This is a genomic window from Novosphingobium capsulatum NBRC 12533, assembly GCF_001598375.1.
Lineage (GTDB): Bacteria > Pseudomonadota > Alphaproteobacteria > Sphingomonadales > Sphingomonadaceae > Novosphingobium > Novosphingobium capsulatum.
The window spans coordinates 283,690-303,223 of record NZ_BCYV01000007.1 but is presented as its reverse complement, the minus strand read 5'-3'; the positions used below and the strand labels follow the sequence as shown (position 1 = coordinate 303,223).

15 protein-coding genes are annotated in these 19,534 nt (G+C 68.0%); 14 read left to right on the top strand and 1 reads right to left on the bottom strand.

Annotation, left to right across the window (positions count from 1 at the left end; translation table 11 throughout):
* Positions 1-5: 5 nt before the first annotated feature.
* The 14 genes from arsC (at position 6) to SCA01S_RS06635 (ending at position 18,371) form a co-directional block, all read left to right on the top strand.
* Positions 6-434: an arsenate reductase (glutaredoxin) gene (arsC, locus tag SCA01S_RS06700; protein ID WP_022677753.1), complete on the top strand. Its 429-nt coding sequence runs from the start codon at positions 6-8 to the stop codon at positions 432-434.
* A gap of 3 nt (positions 435-437) precedes the next feature.
* A complete protein-coding gene (gene arsB, locus SCA01S_RS06695) occupies positions 438-1,466 on the top strand; it encodes an ACR3 family arsenite efflux transporter (RefSeq protein ID WP_062784182.1) in 1,029 nt (342 codons plus the stop codon).
* A gap of 101 nt (positions 1,467-1,567) precedes the next feature.
* Positions 1,568-3,904, top strand: coding sequence for a TonB-dependent receptor (locus SCA01S_RS06690; protein ID WP_245652474.1), 2,337 nt, complete (start codon positions 1,568-1,570; stop codon positions 3,902-3,904).
* Between the two features lie 26 nt (positions 3,905-3,930).
* Positions 3,931-5,040: a phosphotransferase enzyme family protein gene (locus SCA01S_RS06685; protein ID WP_062784180.1), complete on the top strand. Its 1,110-nt coding sequence runs from the start codon at positions 3,931-3,933 to the stop codon at positions 5,038-5,040.
* A complete protein-coding gene (gene pnuC / locus SCA01S_RS06680) occupies positions 5,037-5,633 on the top strand; it encodes a nicotinamide riboside transporter PnuC (protein ID WP_062784178.1) in 597 nt (198 codons plus the stop codon). Before SCA01S_RS06685 ends, pnuC begins: the two co-directional genes overlap by 4 nt.
* A 74-nt stretch (positions 5,634-5,707) precedes the next feature.
* Complete coding sequence (locus SCA01S_RS06675) at positions 5,708-7,441, top strand: FAD/NAD(P)-binding protein (protein ID WP_084390820.1); 1,734 nt, start codon at positions 5,708-5,710, stop codon at positions 7,439-7,441.
* A gap of 29 nt (positions 7,442-7,470) precedes the next feature.
* On the top strand, positions 7,471-8,103 hold the full coding sequence (locus tag SCA01S_RS06670; protein ID WP_245652473.1) for an RNA polymerase sigma factor: 633 nt from the start codon (positions 7,471-7,473) through the stop codon (positions 8,101-8,103).
* Entirely contained in the window at positions 8,100-9,083 is a 984-nt protein-coding gene (locus tag SCA01S_RS06665) for a FecR family protein (RefSeq protein ID WP_062784174.1), read from the top strand. The genes SCA01S_RS06670 and SCA01S_RS06665 overlap by 4 nt, the downstream gene beginning before the upstream one ends.
* A 141-nt stretch (positions 9,084-9,224) precedes the next feature.
* Entirely contained in the window at positions 9,225-12,059 is a 2,835-nt protein-coding gene (locus SCA01S_RS06660) for a TonB-dependent receptor (RefSeq protein WP_157088871.1), read from the top strand.
* Between the two features lie 192 nt (positions 12,060-12,251).
* Positions 12,252-14,270 (top strand): amino acid adenylation domain-containing protein, encoded by a 2,019-nt coding sequence (locus tag SCA01S_RS06655; RefSeq protein WP_062784170.1) that lies wholly within the window; start codon positions 12,252-12,254, stop codon positions 14,268-14,270.
* On the top strand, positions 14,267-15,742 hold the full coding sequence (locus SCA01S_RS06650) for a tryptophan halogenase family protein (RefSeq protein WP_062784168.1): 1,476 nt from the start codon (positions 14,267-14,269) through the stop codon (positions 15,740-15,742). Before SCA01S_RS06655 ends, SCA01S_RS06650 begins: the two co-directional genes overlap by 4 nt.
* On the top strand, positions 15,739-17,286 hold the full coding sequence (treA, locus tag SCA01S_RS06645) for an alpha,alpha-trehalase TreA (RefSeq protein WP_062784166.1): 1,548 nt from the start codon (positions 15,739-15,741) through the stop codon (positions 17,284-17,286). The genes SCA01S_RS06650 and treA overlap by 4 nt, the downstream gene beginning before the upstream one ends.
* Positions 17,287-17,466: 180 nt before the next feature.
* On the top strand, positions 17,467-17,829 hold the full coding sequence (locus tag SCA01S_RS06640; protein ID WP_054131413.1) for an antitoxin Xre/MbcA/ParS toxin-binding domain-containing protein: 363 nt from the start codon (positions 17,467-17,469) through the stop codon (positions 17,827-17,829).
* A 2-nt stretch (positions 17,830-17,831) separates the two neighbouring features.
* Positions 17,832-18,371, top strand: a complete 540-nt coding sequence (locus SCA01S_RS06635; RefSeq protein ID WP_245652472.1) for an RES family NAD+ phosphorylase — start codon at positions 17,832-17,834, stop codon at positions 18,369-18,371.
* A gap of 107 nt (positions 18,372-18,478) precedes the next feature.
* On the opposite strand, the gene SCA01S_RS06630 is transcribed toward SCA01S_RS06635, so the two are convergent.
* On the bottom strand, positions 18,479-19,534 hold the full coding sequence (locus tag SCA01S_RS06630) for an alpha/beta fold hydrolase (RefSeq protein WP_245652471.1): 1,056 nt from the start codon (positions 19,532-19,534) through the stop codon (positions 18,479-18,481).

Genomic DNA, 19,534 nt, shown 5'->3' with positions numbered 1-19,534 from the left:
GCGGCGTGAGCGTCGACATCGTCATCTACCACAACCCGGAATGCGGCACCTCGCGCAATACGCTGGCGCTGATCCGCAATGCCGGGATCGAGCCGCACGTGGTCGAATACCTCAAGACGCCGCCGGCGCGCGATCTGCTGGCGCAGCTGATCGTCCGCGCCGGCATCACGCCGCGCGAACTGTTGCGTGCAAAGGGCACGCCCTATGCCGAACTGGGCCTCGACAATCCCGCGCTGAATGACAGCGCCCTGATCGATGCGATGATGGCCCATCCCATCCTTATCAACCGCCCGCTGGTAGTTTCGCCGCTGGGGGTCAAGCTGTGCCGCCCGTCCGAAGCGGTGCTGGACCTGCTGCCCCATGCGCAGCTGGGCGCCTTTGCCAAGGAAGATGGCGAGGTTGTGGTCGATGCTGCCGGGCAGCGGGTGATCTGAACCATGGGCACGTTCGAACGCTATCTCTCGCTGTGGGTGGCACTGTGCATCGTGGCCGGCGTGGCGCTGGGCCAGGTCTTGCCCGGGCTGTTTGCCGCGATTGCCGCCGCGCAGCTGGCACAGGTCAACCTGGTGGTGGCAGGGCTGATCTGGTTGATGATCGTGCCGATGCTGCTCAAGATCGATTTCGCGGCGTTGGGTGCGGTGCGCCAGCACTGGAAAGGGGTGGGTGTAACCCTGCTGATCAACTGGGCGGTCAAGCCGTTTTCGATGGCGCTGCTGGGCACGCTGTTCATCGGCTGGCTGTTCGCGCCGCTGCTGCCGGCCGGGCAGGGGCCATCCTATATCGCCGGGCTGATCCTGCTGGCGGCCGCGCCGTGCACGGCGATGGTGTTCGTGTGGTCCAACCTCTGCGATGGGGAGCCGACCTATACGCTGTCGCAAGTGGCGCTCAACGACGTGATCATGGTGTTCCTGTTCGCGCCGCTGGTCGGCCTGCTGCTGGGCGTGGCGGCGGTGCAGGTGCCCTGGGCCACGCTCCTGCTGTCGGTCGTGCTCTATATCGTGGTGCCGGTGATTGCCGCGCAAGTGTTGCGACGGGCTGTGCTGGCGCGCGGCGGACAGCCGGCGCTCGGCAGGCTGCTGGCCGCGCTTGGCCCGGTTTCGCTGGTCGCGTTGCTGGCCATGCTGGTGCTGCTGTTCGGCTTCCAGGGCCGGGCGATCGTGGCGCAGCCGGTGGTGATCGCGCTGTTGGCCGTGCCGATCCTGATCCAGGTCTATGGCAATGCCGCGCTGGCCTATTGGCTGTCGCGCCGCCTGGGGGTGGCCTGGTGCGTGGCGGCGCCGGCGGCGCTGATCGGTGCGTCAAACTTTTTCGAACTGGCAGTGGCGGCCGCGATTTCCCTGTTCGGGCTGCAATCGGGTGCGGCGCTGGCCACGGTGGTGGGCGTGCTGGTGGAAGTGCCGGTGATGCTGTCGATCGTGCACGGGGTAAAGGTCACGCGCGGCTGGTACGAACAGGCGCCGGCCTGAACCCTGCGGCAAACTTGCCCCCGCCAAAAGGCCATGCTTTCGCCGCCGCGCATAAGGGTGTAGGCGCGCCCCCTTTGCAGGCAGAAGAAAGTGTAACAGGGATGATCGGCACGACGCGCAAGCGGGCCATGCGGGGCGCGGCCATGGCGCTGGCGATGATGGCGGGAACGGCCGCCGTCGCTGCCCATGCCGCTGCGGCCAATGATGCCGGCGCGGCTGACGGCACCCGCCCGATCCGCGTCATCGGCCATCCCGATCCCGAAGGGCTGCTGCCCGATACCGACGCGCCCAAGGCGGTCAGCACGATCGGCGCGGCGTTCATCGAAAAGCAGGCCGCCACGTTCAACGCGTTCCAGCTGGTCAACATCCTGCCCGGCGCCAATGTCGCCGGCACCGATCCGTTCGGCCTGTCCACCTCGTCCAGCCTTACCCTGCGCGGGTTGGGCCAGGATGCCATCGGCGTGACCATGGAAGGCGCGCCGCAGAACGACATCGGCTATTACTTTGCCTATCCGGCGCAGTTTGCCGATCCTGAGAATGTGGCGCGGGTGGAATTGAGCCAGGGCTCGGCCGATATCGCCGCGCCGGTGATCAATGCCGTGGGCGGGTTGCTGGCCTTGAGCTTGGACGCGCCGCACCGCGATTTCGGCGTGATGGCCGATGCCTCGCTCGGCTCGTTCAACGAACGCCGCGTGTTCGTGCGTGTGGACAGCGGCAACCTGGGCCAGGCGCCGGTGCGCGCGTTCCTGTCCTATTCCAACAACAGCGCCGACAACTGGCGCGGGCCGGGCGTGGACAAGCGCCAGCACATCGACGCCAAGATCGCCGGCGAATGGGGCAATGGCAACACCGCCAGCCTGTCGGTTTCCTATAACGACGCCAGCAATTCCACCTATCTCAGCCCGACGCTGGCCGATTGGCAGGCGCAGGGGCGCGGGTTCAACCTGTCGGCCAGCTATGGCGAGGGCGATCTCAACTATTGGCGGCTCTATCGCCAGCCGTTCCGCAACCTCTATTTCGCAGCGCCGGTGCATCTGGTGCTGGGCACGGGGCTGACGCTCGATACCACCAGCTATCTCCAGTTCGGCTATGGCAACTCGCCCTATGGCGCCTCGCTCGGGCCCGATGGCTATTACCCCGGTACTTATCTGGGCACCCAGGCGCTTGACGCGCCGCTCAAGCTCGCTGGCCTGGAAAATGGCGGCACGGTCAACGTGCTGGGCAACTGGCTGGGCGAACAGATGCGCGCCGGGCAGATCGCGCGGCTGACCCTGGCGCGCGGCGCCCACACGCTGACGGCCGGGCTGTGGATCGACTATGGCAGCGACCGCGTGGTGGAAAGCTTTACCCCGCTGGGCGCCAATGGCGATCCGGTCGATGGCTGGGCGCGCGACGAACACGCCGTGCGCACCGCCGATGGACGGCTGTTCTCGATCGGCGATACCAAGACGATCACCGTGGCCAAGGCGTTCTTCCTGGCCGACAGCGTGGCCCTGTCGCCGCGCGTGACGCTGGACCTGGGCTTCAAGGGAGTGGACCTGCTCCACGCCGGGCGCAACAATCTGCCCGGCAACCAGGGCCGCCTGCATTTCGATAGCTTTGCCGCGCTGCCGCGCGCAGCGCTGCATGTGCGGCTGACCGATCGGCAGCAGGTCTTTGCCAATATTACCACCAACTTCCGCGCGCCCGACGAATACACGCTCTACGATACCTATGATGGCTATGGCGGCATTGCCACCTACGGCACCACCGCGCTGAAGAACGAATATTCGCTGGCGCAGGAGCTGGGCTGGCGCTGGCAGGGGCGCAATCTGTCCGCCTCGGCCACCGGGTTTCACTATGCCTTCCGCAACCGCCTGGTGGCGACGATGGCCAACGTCAACGGCGCAATGGTCAACACCACGCTCAATGCCGGGCGGCAGGAAAGCTGGGGCGTCGATGCCGAAGTCGATTGGCGCCCTCTCGCGGGGATGAGCCTCTATGCCTCGGGCGAGTGGCTGCGCGCGCGGATCAAGGACAACCTGCCGGCGGGTGGCGATTTCCTGCCCACGGCGGGTAAGGTCGCGGTATCGAGCCCGGCCTGGCAGTTTGCGCTGGGCGGCACCTATGACGATACGCACCTGTTCGGCAGTTTCGCGATGAAATATCTCGGGCCGCAGTTCGCAACGTTCATGAACGACGAGCGCATTCCCGGCTATGCCACGCTCGACCTGTCGATCGGCGTACACCTGGCCGCCTGGCTCGACGGCAAGCGCACCGATCTGCGTCTCAACGCCATCAACGTGACCAATCCCCATGTGCTGTCGGGCGTGCAGGCGGTGACGCCGGCCGCGCGCGACACCATCGGCACCGGCGGCACGCTGATCGCGGGCGCGGCGCCCAGCTATTACATCGGCAGCGGGCGGGCCTTCATGGTCACCCTGGCGCGGCAGTTTTGAGCGGGGCCGAACACCGCGTGCACGGCATGGGCACGGCGCTGGAGACGCCGGCCTGGCCGCCGATCACCCTGGCTGAAGCGGCGCAGGTGCTGGCCCGCCTGCCGCAAGGGGGTGAACTGCGACGCCTGGAATGGCACAGCCCGCGCCCGTTCTCGGCCGCCGCGCTGGCGCAGACCGAGCATGGCACGGTGTTCCTCAAGCGGCATCACCGCGCCATGCGCAGCGTGGCGGGCCTGGGCGCAGAGCATGCCTTCATGCGCCATCTGGCCGATCGCGGGCAGCCGGTGCTGCGCCCGCTGGCCGATGCCGCCGGGCACACCGTGCTGCCGGCGGGTGAGTGGGTGTGGGAAGCCCATCCCCTGGCGCCGGGCGACGATCTCTATCGCGATCGGCCCTCGTGGACGCCGTTTCTCAATGACCGCCAGGCCCATGCCGCCGGTGCTGCGCTGGCCCGCCTGCACCGCGCCGCCGCCGATCATGCCGCCCCGGCGCGCCCGGCCGAGCCACTGGTGAGCAGCGCGACGATCCTGGGCAGCGCTGATCCGCAAGCCGCCGCGCGCGCCTATGTCACCGCGCGGCCGGCCTTGGTCGGCTGGGTGGCAGGGCGCGCTTGGCAGGATGAACTGGCCGGCGTGCTGGCGCTGCATGATGCGCCCGGCGTGGCCAGCGCGCTGCGCACCCGGCCCACGCTGTGGACACACAACGACTGGCACCCCTCGAACCTGACCTGGACGAGCGGCGGCGCGGTGGCTGCCGTGCTCGATTTCGGGCTGGCAGATCGCGGCTTTGCCCTGCTCGACCTGGCGATCGCGCTGGAACGCAGCGTGGTGCGCTGGCTGGAACTGGGGGAGGGGACCGCACCCCTTGCCGAAATGGCGCAGGCCCGCGCGCTTGTGGCGGGCTATGCCTTGGAAGCGCCGCTCGACCAGGCCGATCGCGCACTGCTGGCGCGGCTCTTGCCCCTGGCCCATGTCGAATTCGCGCTGGCCGAGGTGGACTATTTCGCCGGGCAGGTGCAGCGCCCGGGCGATGCCGCGCTGGCCTGGCAGGGCTATTTCATCGGCCATGCCGCGTGGTTCGCCGGGGCAGAGGGGCAGGCCCTGCTCTCCGCAATTGCGCAAGAGGATCAAGCATGAGCGCGCTGGAACTGGTGGCCGTGGCCGTCAGCTTGCTGGGGATATGGCTGACCGCGCGGCGGATGATGGTGTGCTGGCCGGTCAACATCCTGGCCTGCGGGCTCTATTTCAAGCTGTTCCTCGATGTGAAGCTCTATGCCGACATGGTGCTGCAGGCGCTGTTTGGCCTGGCGATGATCTATGGCTGGGTGGCCTGGGCGCGCAGCCGGCGTCCTGGCGCGCTGACCGTCGGGGCGAGCGGCGCGGTGGACGTGGTGCCGCTGCGCCCGCTGGCGCTGCTGGCCGGGCTGGGCTGCGGCGCGCTGGGCGCGGTGGCGATCGGCTGGTTTACCAGCCACTATACCGATGCCGCGCTGCCGTGGATCGATGCCGCGCTGTCGAGCTTCAGCCTGGTCGCGCAATTCTGGGCAGCGCGGCGCCATGCCGAAAACTGGCTTTTGTGGATCGCGGCCGATCTCGTCTATGTCGGCATGTTCGTGTTCAAGGGTCTGTGGCTTACCGCCGGGCTCTATGCCGCGCTGGTGGTGCTGGCGGTGCTGGGCTGGCGGCAATGGCGGCGGGGCGCCGTGCCCGGCGAGATGGCAATCTCGTAACCCATATCAAGGAAAGCACGATTTCGTAGGGCAGTGCGGAACGGATCGGGCGGCCGTGCCGTTCATCGCCTATCATGCAACCCCTGCCTTGCGCGCCGTCGTCATCCGGCCCATTTCCCGCGTCTTCCAGCCTCCCTTCCATCGCCATTGTCGGTGCCGGGCCGACAGCCGTTTATGCGCTGGATGCGTTGCAGCGCCAGGGGCCGGCCTGCCGCGTCACGCTGCTGGAGGCGGGCGGCCAACCGGGGCAGGGCATTCCGTTCAATGCGCGCAACAATGGCGCGCATCTGCTGGCCAATATCGCCGGCTTTGAACTGCCGCCGGTGGGTGAAACGCTCAATGCCTGGGCCATGCGGCAAACTGCGCGGCGCCAGGCCGCGCTGGGCGTGGCCGGGATGGCGCACGATCCGCGCGCGTTTTTCCCGCGCATGGCGCTGGGCGCCTATTATGCCGACCAGCTGGGCCGCCTGATGGCGCCCGAGGCCGGCCCGTGTCAGGCAGAGCTGTATTGCCATGCCGAAGTGCAGGATATCGTCGCCCGCCCCGATGGCGCGCGGGTGATCTGGACCCAGCGGGGCCAGCAGCATGCCGCCGATTTCGACGCGGTGATCGTGGCCAGCGGCTATGGCAAGCCCGATGTCGGCACGCGGCTGGCCGGGGCGAGCGCCCGCACCGCGTGCGGGCGGCGCGTGGCCGTGATCGGCAGTTCGCTAAGCGCGATCGACGCGGCGGTGGAATTGGCCGTGCGCCACGGGCAATTCCACGAACGCGCTGATGGCACGCTGCGCTATGCGATGGAGCAGCCCTTTGCCGTGACGTTCCTGTCGCGCCATGGCCTGCTGCCCGAGGCTGATTTCTGGGTGCCGGAACAGGCGCCGCCGCTGCGCCACTGCACGCCCGCCGCGCTGGCCGCCACCGTGCACGGCGCCGATGGCGATCTTGACCGTACGTTTGCCCTGTTCGCCCGCGAACTGGCTGAGGCAGACCCCGACTATGCCCGCACGATCGACTTGCCGACGTGCGACGCTGACAGCTTTGCCACGCGCCATTTTGCCGCGCGCATGGGCAGCGATCCCTTTGTCCATGCCCGCGCCAACCTGGCCCAGGCGCGCGACAGCCATGCCCGCGCGCAGACGATCGCCTGGCGCCACGCCATCCTGCGCATGCACGAAGCCTTTGCCACGATCGTGCCCGACTTGAGCGAGGCTGATCTGGCGCGTTTTTCGCGTGGGCTGAAACGCGTGTTTGTTGATAATTACGCCGCCGTGCCGCACCTGTCGGTGGCGCGCCTGCTGGCGCTGCACGAAGCCGGCGTGCTGACCGTGCAGCGGATCGGCCGCGATGCCAGCATGGCGCGCGCGGCCGATGGTGGCTGGACGATCGGCGCCGCCGACGCGGTCGAGCGGTTTGACGAAGTGATCGACGCGCGCGGCCAGGCGCCGCTGGGCTTGGAAGACTTTCCCTTTCCCACGCTGCGCCTGCACATCTGCGCGCAGGCCCTGGCCGAAGACCGCCACTGGCATGAAGGGCTGGCGCCGGCCCAGGGCCATGTACTCGATCCGGAAGATCCGGCGCTGTCGCGCGTGCATGTGCTGTCGCTGCCGTTCCTGCTGCATCGCCATCCGTTCATCCAGGGCTTGACCGAAAGCGCGGCCATGGCGCGTGCTTGCGTCGCGGCACTGGGCCGCCGGGCCGAGGCCAGCGCGCGCGGGCGTGATGATATCCATGCCGCGCTGGCCTGGCTCGATCGCACCGATCCGATCTATCAGGGCACCGACGTGTTGATGGTGGCGCGGCCAACGGCCTGACGCATCGCGAAAATATTTTTGGCGGTAGGATGACGGAAACGCCTGCGCGGTGCATCGGTGTGGTGATGCCTGCAATGTCTTCGTTCCTGATCGGCTGGGTCAGCCGCCATGTGCTGCCGCATGAGCGCGCGCTGCGCACGTGGCTGCGCACGGCCTTTCCGGCGATCGACGTCGATGACGTGATCCAGGAATCCTATTGCCGGCTGGCCGGGCTTTCCAGCGTCGACCATATCGATGATCCGCGCCGCTATTTCTTTCGCATCGCGCGCAATATCGTGCTGGAACAGGTGCGCCGCGAACGCGTGGTGCGGATCGAGGCGGCCAGCGGCCTGGCGGTGCTGGAACAGGGGGCGGTGGACGAGGAATGCAGTCCCGAGCGGATCGTGGCCGGGCGCATGGCGCTTGAGCGCGTGGAGCGCCTGATCGATGCGCTGCCCGAACGCAGCCGCCGTATCGTGCGCATGCGCAAGATCGATGGCCTGCCCCAGCGCGAAATCGCTGCGTCGCTGGGCCTGAGCGAGAACGTGGTCGAAAACGAAGTGGCGCGCGGCCTGCGCCGTGTGCTGGATCAGTTGACCGAGGGCGAACGCGCCGAAATGCCCACGCGCCGGCGGCGGCGCCCGCTGTTTGCCCGCCCCGCGCGGCAGGGAGACCGGCCATGATCGACCACGAAGACCCCGTCACCAACCCGATCGATGCCCAGGCCTGCCAGTGGGCCGCCGCGCTCGATCGCGAACTCGACGCGCAGGAAGCCGCCGCGCTCGATGCCTGGCTGGCGGCCGACCCGCGCCATCGCGGCGCACTGCTGCGCGCGCAGGCGGGCATGGCCCTGCTCGATCGCTGCCGCGCGCTGGGGTGCGGTGATGGTAGCGGCGATGATAGTGCTGTTGCAGCAGAGGAAGAAGTTCCCGCCCCTGGTTGGCGCACTACGCGCCGCCAGGCCATGGCGCTGGCCGGGGTTGGCGTGGCCGGCGGCCTGATCGGCGCGGGCGCGCTGGCACTGTGGCCGCAGGGTTCGGGCATCCGCACCCGCATCGGCGAAATGCGCCGTGTGCCGCTGGCCGATGGCTCGATGGCCGTGGTCAACAGCGGCAGCGAATTGAGTGTGTCGTTCACCCGCCGCCGCCGCGACGTGGACCTGGCGCAGGGCGAGGCGTGGTTCCAGGTGGCCAAGGCGCCCGACCGGCCCTTTACCGTCACCGCCGGCCGCGTGCGGGTCCAGGCGGTGGGCACTGCGTTCAACGTCCGCCGCGCTGGCGTTGGCGTGGATGTGGTGGTGACCGAAGGCACGGTGAAAGTGTGGAGCGAAGGCGGCGAGCCGCAACTGGTCAAGGCCGGGCAGCGCGCGCGGCTCGATGATGGCGTGGGCCTGGCGGTCAGCGCGATCGCGCCCGATGCCGCGCAGCAGGAACTGGCCTGGCGCGAAGGGCAGATCGTGCTGGATGATGTAACGCTGGCCCAGGCCGCGCAGCGGTTCAACGCCTATCACGAAGATCGCCTGGAAGTGGACCCGGCACTGGCCGACCGGCGCGTGGTCGGCTCGTTCCAGACCAATGACATGGATGGCTTTGCCCAGGCCTGCGCGGCGATGGTCGGCGGGCGGGTGGAACGCGGCGACGGCGTGATCCGCATCCTGAAATAGATACATTCGAAATTTTTTTGGGACCGAGCCGACGGAAAATCGTTGGCCAGTCATCTGTAGGGCCGAACGCCGCAAAGGCGTGACAAACCTTCAGGGGAGGATACCTTGCGATCGATCCATCGCTTCTGCATTTCGTCATCCATGCTCGCCGCCACGGCGGTGATCGCCGCCGCGCCGGCCCAGGCGGATGAACAGGTGCGCCAGTTCGACGTTCCCGGCCAGCCGGCCAAGGACGCCATCGTGATCTTTGCCCATCAGGCGGGCATCCAGATCCTGGCGCCGGGCACGGCCACGCAGGGCCGCCGCATCGCCCCACTCAAGGGCCGCTATACCGTGGCCGATGGCCTGCGCCGTTTGGCCGCGTCGAGCCACATGCGCCTGGTTTCGTTCGATGGGCGCACGGCGGTCTTGGCCGATGCGGGCATGCCCGATGCGCGGATGTCCGGCCAGCAGCCACGCCTGCGCCCCGAACCGCGCCCGATGACCACGCCTGCTGCCGCGCAGACGATCGATCCCGCGCCAGCCCCCACCGCAGCCGAAGCACCCGCGCCGGTCGAAGCCTCGCCCGCCGATGTCATCGTGGTCACCGGCAGCACCTCGGGCCGGCGTACGCAGTTCAACTCATCCAGCAACGTGACGCTGGCCAATGCGGCCGAACTGCAGCGCAAGGCGCCGCGTTCCACCGCCGAAACGCTCGAACTCGTGCCCGGCATCTTTGTCGAGGCGACGGCCGGCCCTGCTTCCAACAACTATTCGGTGCGCGGCCTGCGCGGCGGCGGGCAGACGTTCATCACGCTGGAGCAGGATGGTCTGCCGATCCTCTATGGCGGCGGCGGCGCGGATTTCTATTTCCAGCAGGATCTGTCGGTCGATCGCATGGAAGCGGTCGAAGGCGGCACCTCGGGCGTGCTGGCCCCCAATGGCGCGGGAGCTACGATCAACTTCATCTCGCGCAAGCTCAATTTCGACAAGCTGGGCGGCGCGGTGCGCGCCACCGGCACGACCTATTCCGATTTCCGTGCCGACGCTTACCTTTCGGGCCCGATCAGCGATGGCCTGGCCTACAGCCTGAGCGGCTATTACTGGAGCCAGCGCGGCCAGCGCCATTCGCCGTTCCGCTACAACAGCTATCAGGTGAAGGGCCAGATCGAGAAGCGGTTCGACGACGATGGCTTTGTGCGCCTGACGCTGCAGCGCCGGGACGAGCACGATCCCTATTACGCCGACATGCCGTTTGCCGTCGATGCCTCGGGCAAGATCGGCAGCGTGCCGGGCACCGACCTGCGCTATGACAACGTGCTGGGCCAGGCGTTCCGTTCGATCGCGGTGCCCGATGCTTCGGCCACGGGCAATCGCCTGCGCACATTCAGCGGCGAGGATGGCATCCACACCACCTCGTGGACCTATCGCATCGATATGGAAAAGCCGGTGGCCGATGGCGTGAAGCTGTTTGCCCGTGCGCGCTATCTTGATGGCAAGTATGATTTCAACGGCATCTTCCCGGGCAGCGGCTCGGGCACGGCGGGCCTCGCCTCGGCGGTAAACTATCTGACGCCGGGCACCTCGCCCATTGCCAGCACCCTGGCGGCCGGCGCGGCGGCGTTTCCGGGCACCACGCAGTTCGGCATTCGCGATACGCTGACCGGCAACGTGATCGCCGCCTCGGATACCGGCACGCTCAACGCGCTCAACGGCAATGGCCTGTTGCAGCAGACCGTGCTCAACCACCAGACGCTGGCCACCAAGGATTTCGGCAGCAATTTCGGCGTGACCTGGGACGCGCGCGGTGACGCGATCCAGAACTCGCTGACCGTGGGCGGCATGTATTACGACGTGCGCCAGCGCAACGACCAATCGGCCGTGGCCACCCTGATCAACGACGTGCGCGACAATTCGCATATCTATGACGTGGTGGCGCTGGACCAGGGCGGCCAGGTGCTGGGCCAACTGACCAACAACGGCATGCTCAGCTACGGCAACTGGGGCCAGGGCATCTATAACAGCCACGTCGAAAGCCTGTCGGGCTATTTCAACGACGAATTGACCGTCAACGACAAGCTGCACATCGACTTTGGCGCGCGGTATGAGCATCAGCACATTTCCGCCAACATCGGCAACACCGCTATGGTCAACGAAGCAGTGCCGGCCGGCACGCCCGGCCTGGCGCGCGACGTGGGCAGCACGTTTGACGGCACTTATACCCATGTCGCCGCCAGCTTTGGCGACTGGGCCTATACCGCCGGGATCAACTACGAGCTGACGTCGAATGTCTCGCTCTATCTGCGCGGGGCCAAGGGCTTCCAGACCAACGGGGCCGACACCGGCGGCGCCCATGGCCCGACCGACCTGACGCTTTACGAAGGCGGGGTGCGCCTGCGCACGTCGATCCTGTCGGCCTCGATCGTCGGCTTCCGCACCTTGTTCAAGAACCAGTCGTACCAGTTCATCGATCCGGCCGATCCGGCCAATGCCGTCAATGCCCTGGCCGACAACACCACCAACGGCGTGCAGCTTGACGCCGAATTGCGGCCGACGCGGTTCTTCAGCATCACCGCCACCGGGGTGTATCAGGTGCCGCGCCTGGTGAACCTGCGCTTTGATGGCGCGGCGCAGCCGCAATACGAAGGCAACACGCCCGAACGCACGCCCAAGAAGCTGCTGACGGTGACGCCATCGTTCACGCTGCCCCATGGGCTGGGTGAAATCTATGGCCGCTGGAAATACGTGGGCAAGATCTTTGCCGACGCCGGCAATGGCGTGGCGCTGCCCAGCTACAGCGTGTTCACGATCGGCATCAACCTCAACCTGACCGACCAGCTCAACCTGGCGGTGAGCATCGACAACCTGACCAACGCCAAGGGCTTTACCGAAGGCAACCCGCGCCAAGGCCAGACGCAGACGATCGTCAACGGCTATTTCTATGGCCGCGCGATTGCCGGGCGCAACGCTCTGGCCTCATTGACCTACCGGTTCTGAAGCCCCCCTCGTGCCGGGGGCTGCCCTCCCATGGCCCCCGGCACACCCTATCTTCTCCTTCGTCACCCCGGACTTGATCCGGGGTCCCGCTTCTTGGAGCTTGGCGTGACGCAGCAAGAAAAAGCGGGACCCCGGGTCGAGCCCGGGGTGACGATGGGAGGAACGATTGCTGTGCTATTCAAAGGACACCCCATGATCCCCACCCGCGTGCTGGCCCCGCTTGCCCTGCTGCTGCTCACCGGGGCGGCACCCGCGCCGGTGGTGGAGGAGGGGCTCAATCTCAATTCCTTCGTGCAAGCAGGCGATGTCGCGGCGCATGTCGTGCTGCGGTCGGGCAGCGATCCGCGCCTGATCGTGGCGTTTCCCGCGGGCAACAGCGGCACCGGGCTGTGGTTCAGCAAGCTTGCCCAGCCGGCGCGCTGGACGTTGGCCACGCCGCCGGTGCCGGTGCACGAAGCCGACGCGCAAGGCCGTCCCTTGCGCGGGGTGCGCCTGGCTGCACAGATCACCACGCCCCGGCTCGATCTCAAGCAGGCGGTGCTGTCGAGCGTGCGCGTGCTGCGCGATTACCAGGCGCTGGGCAAGGCGCCGGCGCAAGTGCTGGTGGCGCCGCGCGTGGATGGCAACAGCGTGGTGTGGCAGCGGGACCGGCTCGATGGGCATGCCGGCTATCGCCTGGCACTGACCGTAACCCATGGCCGCGTGGCCGATGGCGCGATCCTGGCCGGGCCGGATGGGCGCATCACCCTGGCGATCACGGCGTTGAGCGGCGATCCCGCGCTCACGCCCTATACCGCGCCAACCCTGCTCACCCCGCAGGCCGCCGCCGATCCAGCGGCGCGGCGCGCGTTGCAATTCCTGAGCTATCATGAGAAATTCCTGGCCGGTTCGTGGCGGTTCAACACCTATTTCGGACGGGATACGCTGATGTCGGTGCGGCTGCTCATGCCGGTGTTGACGCCCCCTGCGGTGGAAACCGGCCTGCGCTCGGTGCTCACCCGCCTGTCGGCCGATGGCAATGTCGCGCACGAGGAAGATATCGGCGAATTTGCCGTGCTCGATCATCTTGCCGCCGGGCAGGGCGCAAGCGATGCGCCCACCTACAACTATGCGATGATCGACAGCGCGTTTCTGCTGGCGCCGGTGGCGCGCGCTTACATGGTGGACGATCCACGCGGCCAGGCGCGGGCCGCCGCGTTCCTGGCCGAGCGCGATGGCGATACCGCGCTGGGCGCGGCGTTGATGCGCAACCTGCGCCACTTGGTGCAGGCGGCCGATGCCTTTGCCCGCGATCCGCGCTGGCAAAACCTCATCGCGCTCAAACCCGGCATGGATGCGGGCGAATGGCGTGACAGCAACGATGGCCTGGGCGGCGGGCGTTATCCCTATGACGTGAATGCCGTGCTGGTGCCGGCCGCGCTCGATGCGGCGGCGGCCATGGCCCAGGCCGGATTGCTCGATCCCTATGCCACGCCGGATGATCGCGCGATGCTGGCGCGCGTGGGGCACATGGCGCAGGTGTGGCACGATGAAGCCCCACGCCTGTTCCTGCAAAGCGTGGATGCCGCCACGGCGCGCGTGCAGGTCGATGCCTATGCCCGGCAGGAAGGCGTGCCGGCGGCCCCCGCGCTGGCCGCGCTGGGCAATGCCCCGCTGCGCTATCACGCCATTGCGCTCGATGCCGCCGGGCAGCCAGTGCCGATCATCCATTCCGATGAAGGCTTTGCCCTGTTGATGGGCAAGCCCGATGCCGATCAGGTGGCCCTGGCCGCCGATACCATGGCGCGGCCCTTTCCCGCCGGGCTGATGACCGGGGCGGGCATGGTCGTGGCCGATCCGGCGCTGGCCCCGGCGCCGTTGCAGGCGCGCTTTGGCCGCAATGCCTATCACGGCACGGTGGTGTGGTCGTGGCACCAGGCGCTGGCAGCAGCGGGCCTGGCGCGCCAGGCCGCGCGCACCGATCTGCCCGGCGCGGTCTGCGCCAAGGTGCGCGGGGCGCAAGGCGCCCTGTGGCAGGCGATCGATGCCAGCCGCGCGGTGCAGAGTTCCGAGCTGTGGTCATGGAGCGTGACGGGCGGGCGCTACAAGGTGGAGGCCTTTGGCGCGCGCGGCGGCGATGCCGATGAATCCAATGCCGCGCAGCTGTGGAGCACGGTCTATCTCGCGCTCAAGCGCCCCGCGCCGGGCATGACGGGCTGCGGCCCGCGATGAGCGGCGCGCCGATCGCCTCGATCGCCATCCTGGGTGGCGGCACCGCCGGGTGGATGACAGCGGCGGCCCTGTCCAAGGCGCTGGCGCCGCAAGGCGTGGCCATTGCCCTGATCGAATCCGATGCAATCGGTACGATCGGCGTGGGCGAAGCGACGATCCCGACGATCCACTGGTTCAACCAGCTGATCGGCCTGGACGAAGCGGCGTTCATGCAGGCAACCGGCGCCACCTGGAAGCTGGGCATCGAATTTCGCGGCTGGCAGGGCGATGGCAGCGCCTATTTCCATCCGTTCGGCACCTATGGCCTGCCGGGTGACGCGCAGATGCTGCCGCACCGCCTGATCCGCGCGTGGAACGGCGGGCACGCGGTTGAGATCGAGCAGCTTTCGCTGACCACGCAACTGGCGCGGGCCGGTGTCTTTGCGCGGGGCAGCGGCGATCCGCGCTCGCTGCTCTCGACGCTGGGCCATGCCTATCACTTTGATGCCGGCCTCTATGCCGCGTTCCTGCGGCGCATGGCCGAACAGCGCGGCGTGCGCCGTCACGAGGGCCGCGTGATGGCGATCGACCGCGATGGCGAGACCGGCTTTATCCGCGCGCTCACCACCGAGCGGGGGGAGCGCGTGGCGGCAGACCTGTTCATCGATTGCTCGGGCCTCAGTGGCCTGCTGATCGAAGGGCAGATGGCGGCTGGGTTTGAAGACTGGTCGCACTGGCTGCCGTGCGACAGCGCCTGGGCCGCGCCCACCGCCGCCGATCCGGCCGCGCCGCTGTTCACCACCGCCACGGCGGCGGTGGCCGGCTGGCGCTGGCGCATTCCGCTGCAACACCGCGTGGGCAATGGCTATGTCTTTTCCAGCCGGTTCGAAACGGCCGACGCGGCGCGCGACAGCCTGGTCGCCGCGATCGGCACGCCCACGGCCGATCCGCGCCTGATCCGCTTTACCCCTGGCCGCCGCCGCCGCGCCTGGATCGGCAATGTCGTGGCGATCGGCCTGGCCAGCGGGTTCCTCGAACCCCTGGAATCGACCAGCATCCACCTGATCCAGACCGGGATCGGCAAGCTGCTGTCGCTGTTTCCGCGCCAGGACTGCGCGCCGCTGCTGGCCGAACAATACAACCGCGTGTTTGCCCAGGAAATGGAAGACGTGCGCGATTTTCTCGTGCTGCACTATCACTTCACCCAAGGCCGCAACGAGCCGCTGTGGCAGCACTGCCAGGCGACGGCCCTGCCCGAAAGCCTGGCCTACAAGGTGGAGCAGTTCACATCGAGCGGGCGCCTGATGCTGCGCGGCGAGGAACTGTTCCGCGATGCCAGCTGGTTTGCCGTCATGACCGGGCAGGGCTTGCGCGCGGGCGATCATAATCCGATGCTCGACAGCATGAGCGAAACGGAAAACCTGCGCCACCTCGATGCCGTAAAAGCGGCGGTGGCCAAGAGCCTCGCCCAATTGCAGGCGGGCCGGGCATGAGGCTGCGCCCCCTCGCGCTCGCGCTGGTAGCACTGGCCACGATGGGGCAGGCGGCACCTTCGCCACAGCCCCCGCCGCAGGTATTGTTCGGTCCGCTGTTCGAAGCGGTGCAGGCAGCGCGGCTCTATCCCGACAGCAAGACCTTTGCCGATGCCACCCCGCGCGAGGCACCCGATGCGGTGATGGCTGCGTGGCGGGCGGAGCAGCCGCAGGGCCCGGCGGCGCTGCGCGCCTTTGTGAACCGGCACTTCGTGGTGCCGGCCGAGCCGGGGGCGCGGCCGTCGCTGCGCGAGCATATCGCCGCGCTGTGGCCGCAGCTGACCCGCCCGGCGCTCACCCCGCCGCCCGGTTCATCCGCCTTGGCCATGCCGCAGCCTTATGTCGTGCCGGGCGGGCGCTTTCGCGAAATCTATTACTGGGACAGCTATTTCACCATGCTCGGCCTCAAGGCCGATGGCCAGGATGCGCTGATCGCCGGCATGCTCGATGATTTCGACAGCCTGGTGGCGCGCTATGGCTTTGTGCCCAACGGCACGCGCACCTATTACCTCGGCCGCTCGCAGCCGCCGTTCCTGGCGCTGATGGCCGATCTTGACCCCCGCCACGATGCCGCCACGGCAGCGCGGCATCTGGCGGCGCTGCGGGCCGAGCATGCGTTCTGGATGAAAGGCGCCGCCGCCGCGCGCAAAAGCGGCGCATCGGCGCGCGTGGTGCGCATGCCTGATGGCAGCCTGCTCAACCGCTATTGGGACGATGCCCCCGGCCCGCGCGATGAATCCTGGCGCGAGGATGTGGCAACGGCGCGCGCGTCGGGCCGCCCGGCTGATCAGGTCTGTACCGATCTGCGCGCCGGGGCGGAAAGCGGGTGGGACTATTCCTCGCGCTGGCTGGGCGATCCGGCGCGACTGGAAACGATCCGTACCACGCAGATCGTCCCGGTCGATCTCAACAGCCTGCTATGGGCGCAGGAAAAGGCCATCGCCCGCCGCTGTGCCGAGGCGGGAGACCGCGCCTGCGCGGCCGACTTTGCCGCCCAGGCCGATGCCCGCGCCCGCGCCATCCAGCGCTGGCTGTGGCTGCCGGCGCAGGGGCGCTTTGCCGATTGGGATCGCGAAAGCCGCCAGGCCAGCCCGCGCGTTTCGGCTGCCACGCTCTATCCGCTGTTCGTCGGCCTGGCCCGGCCCGATCAGGCGCAGGCCGTGGCGCGGCTGGTGCGCGCGCAATTGCTGGCACCGGGCGGGTTGCGCACCACGCCGCTGCGCACCGGGCAGCAATGGGACGATCCCAACGGCTGGGCGCCGCTGCAATGGATCGCCCACGAAGGCCTGCTGCGCTATGGCGAGGGCGATCTTGCCGCCCAGATCGCGCGCGCGTGGCTGGGCACGGTGCAGGCCGCCTATGACAGCACCGGCAAGATGCTGGAAAAGTATGACGTGGAAGCCCACGCGCCGGGCGGCGGCGGGGAATATCCGCTGCAGGATGGCTTTGGCTGGACCAACGGGGTGACGCGGGTGTTTTTGGAACGATATGAGCCGAAGGGCTAGGGTTCGCACCACCCCCCGACCCCCTCCTCTGAAGAGGAGGGGGAGTTAAAGCGCTGATCCTAAAGCCCCCTCCTCTTCAGAGGGGGTTGGGGGTGGTGGAAACCTAAGCCAACCCCCATCTTGCAAATCCGCCATTGCCGCGTATATTGCCCCTGTATCGCGGCAATTGGTGAGGCACGCGTGGCTACGGCGTTTCTGGTGGATGTGGTGGGGCAAGGCGGGGCGGTTTCGCCCGATGTCGTCTCGGGCCGTCTGCGCATCACCAAGACCGAACTGGCCCATGCGCTGGGCCTGTCGCGCGACAGTGTGTCCAAAGCCAGCCGCGTGGCATCGCCCGCCACGCAGAAGCGGCTGCGTGACATGGTGGAGATCGTCAACCGCGTGATCCCCTGGGCCGGTTCGGAACTGGCCGCCTTTGCCTGGTATCGGTCGCAGCCGCTGCCTTCGTTCGGGGATCAGACGGCAGAGGATCTGGTCCACGCCGGGCGGGGGGAAGCGGTGAAGCGCTATCTCAGCCGCATGGCCGAGGGCGGCTTTGCCTGATCGTGGCCGATCCGTTGCCGTTCAGCCGCCTGAGCGGCGCCGTCTATCGCGCGCATCATCCGCGCTGGGCGTTTGATCCGGTTTCGGGAGAAGGCGCGGCGCGCCATGGCGGGCGCTTCAATCCCGTGGGCATGCCCGCGCTCTATACCGCGCTACGGCCGGAAACCGCCTGGCTGGAAGCGCAGCAGGGCTTTGCCTTCAAGGCGCAGCCGCTGACGCTGTGTTCCTATGACGTGGATTGCGCCGATCTGGTGGACCTGACCGACACGGCCACGCTGGCTGCCCTGGGCGTGGCCCCGGCGGATCTGGCCTGCGCCTGGGAAGACCTGGCCGATCGCGGGCACACCCCACCCACCTGGCACCTGGCAACGCGGCTGGTGGCGCAGGGTGCGGCGGGCGTGATCGTTCCCAGCTTTGCCCACCGCGCCCAGGCAGACGATCGCAACGTGGTGTTCTGGACCTGGGCCGAGGCGCCGCCCCACCAGGTGCGCGTGGTGGACGACCATGGCCGCCTGCCGCGCGACGACAGTTCCTGGCGCTAGAGCGCGATCGACTTTGACTGCGTCAAAGCCGGCGCTCTAGCATTTTTATTTGCCGCATTTTCCGAGTCGGCAGGTGATTCCACCTGCCTTGAAAATGCTCTTGGCCTTCAATTTCTTGCCTGCCATGCGCACAATCCCAGGCTGGCACCCTTGGCCAGCGCGGCGGGCACCTTGGCATCGGCCAGGGCTGCGCTGTGTCCGCCCTGGCACACCACGGTTTGCCCGGTGATCCCGGCCAGTTCGATCAGCACCTGGTCCCAGTGGCGATATTGCACGTCGTGCGCTTCGCCGGGATAGACGCGGAAGGCGACCACGTTGGGGAAATGGTGGTGCCAGTATTCCGCCTGGTCCAGCGTGACCAGCGGATCGGCACCGCCCTGGTAGATGTGCACCGGCGCGGTAACCTTGGAAACATCGGGCGCCGGGCCGCAATAGCGCTGCATCTCGGCCGCTTCGGGCAGGGGATCGCCCATTTGCCCGCGAATGAAGAACGTGCGCGCGCCTTCCTCGAACGCGCGATCGGCAAAGCCGGGGATGCGCCGCGTCGGGCTGGTGGCGGGAAAGGCCCACCAGCTTTGCGGGTTCTGCACTTGCCCGGCAAGGGATTGCGCCAGCGTGGCGAGCGGCACCCCGCATTGCCGCCCCTGCGGATTGGTGGCGGCGGTGGCCAGCATGTGCAGGCTGATCACGCGATCGGGCATCGCCCCGGCCACGGCGGCCATATAGGGGCCACCGCCCGAAATCGCCACGCCGGCAAAGCGCTGCACCGCCAGGTGATCGAGCACGGCGCGCACCTCGCTGGCATAATCGGCATAGGTCCACCCCGGCTGATAGACAGTATCGCCAAAGCCGTTGCGCTCCACCGTGATGAACCGCAGCTTCAGCGCCACGCGCATGCTCTTGAGGAAATCGGTCATCCCGCTGGCCCGCGCGCTGGTGCCGGTGCCGCCGATGAACACCACGCTGCGCCCGCCAAGGTCACCGCTGTCGGTGAAATGGACCACGCGCCCGCTGGGCAGGGTCAATGCCTGGACCGCCGGCCCGAAATCGTCGAAGCGATCGGGCAGCGGCGGGACCATTGCGGCGGGCTGGGCTGGTGCTTTGGCAAGGCCCGGGGTTGCGGCCGTGGCCGCCAGAAGAAACGCGATCATCAGGCGGCGCAT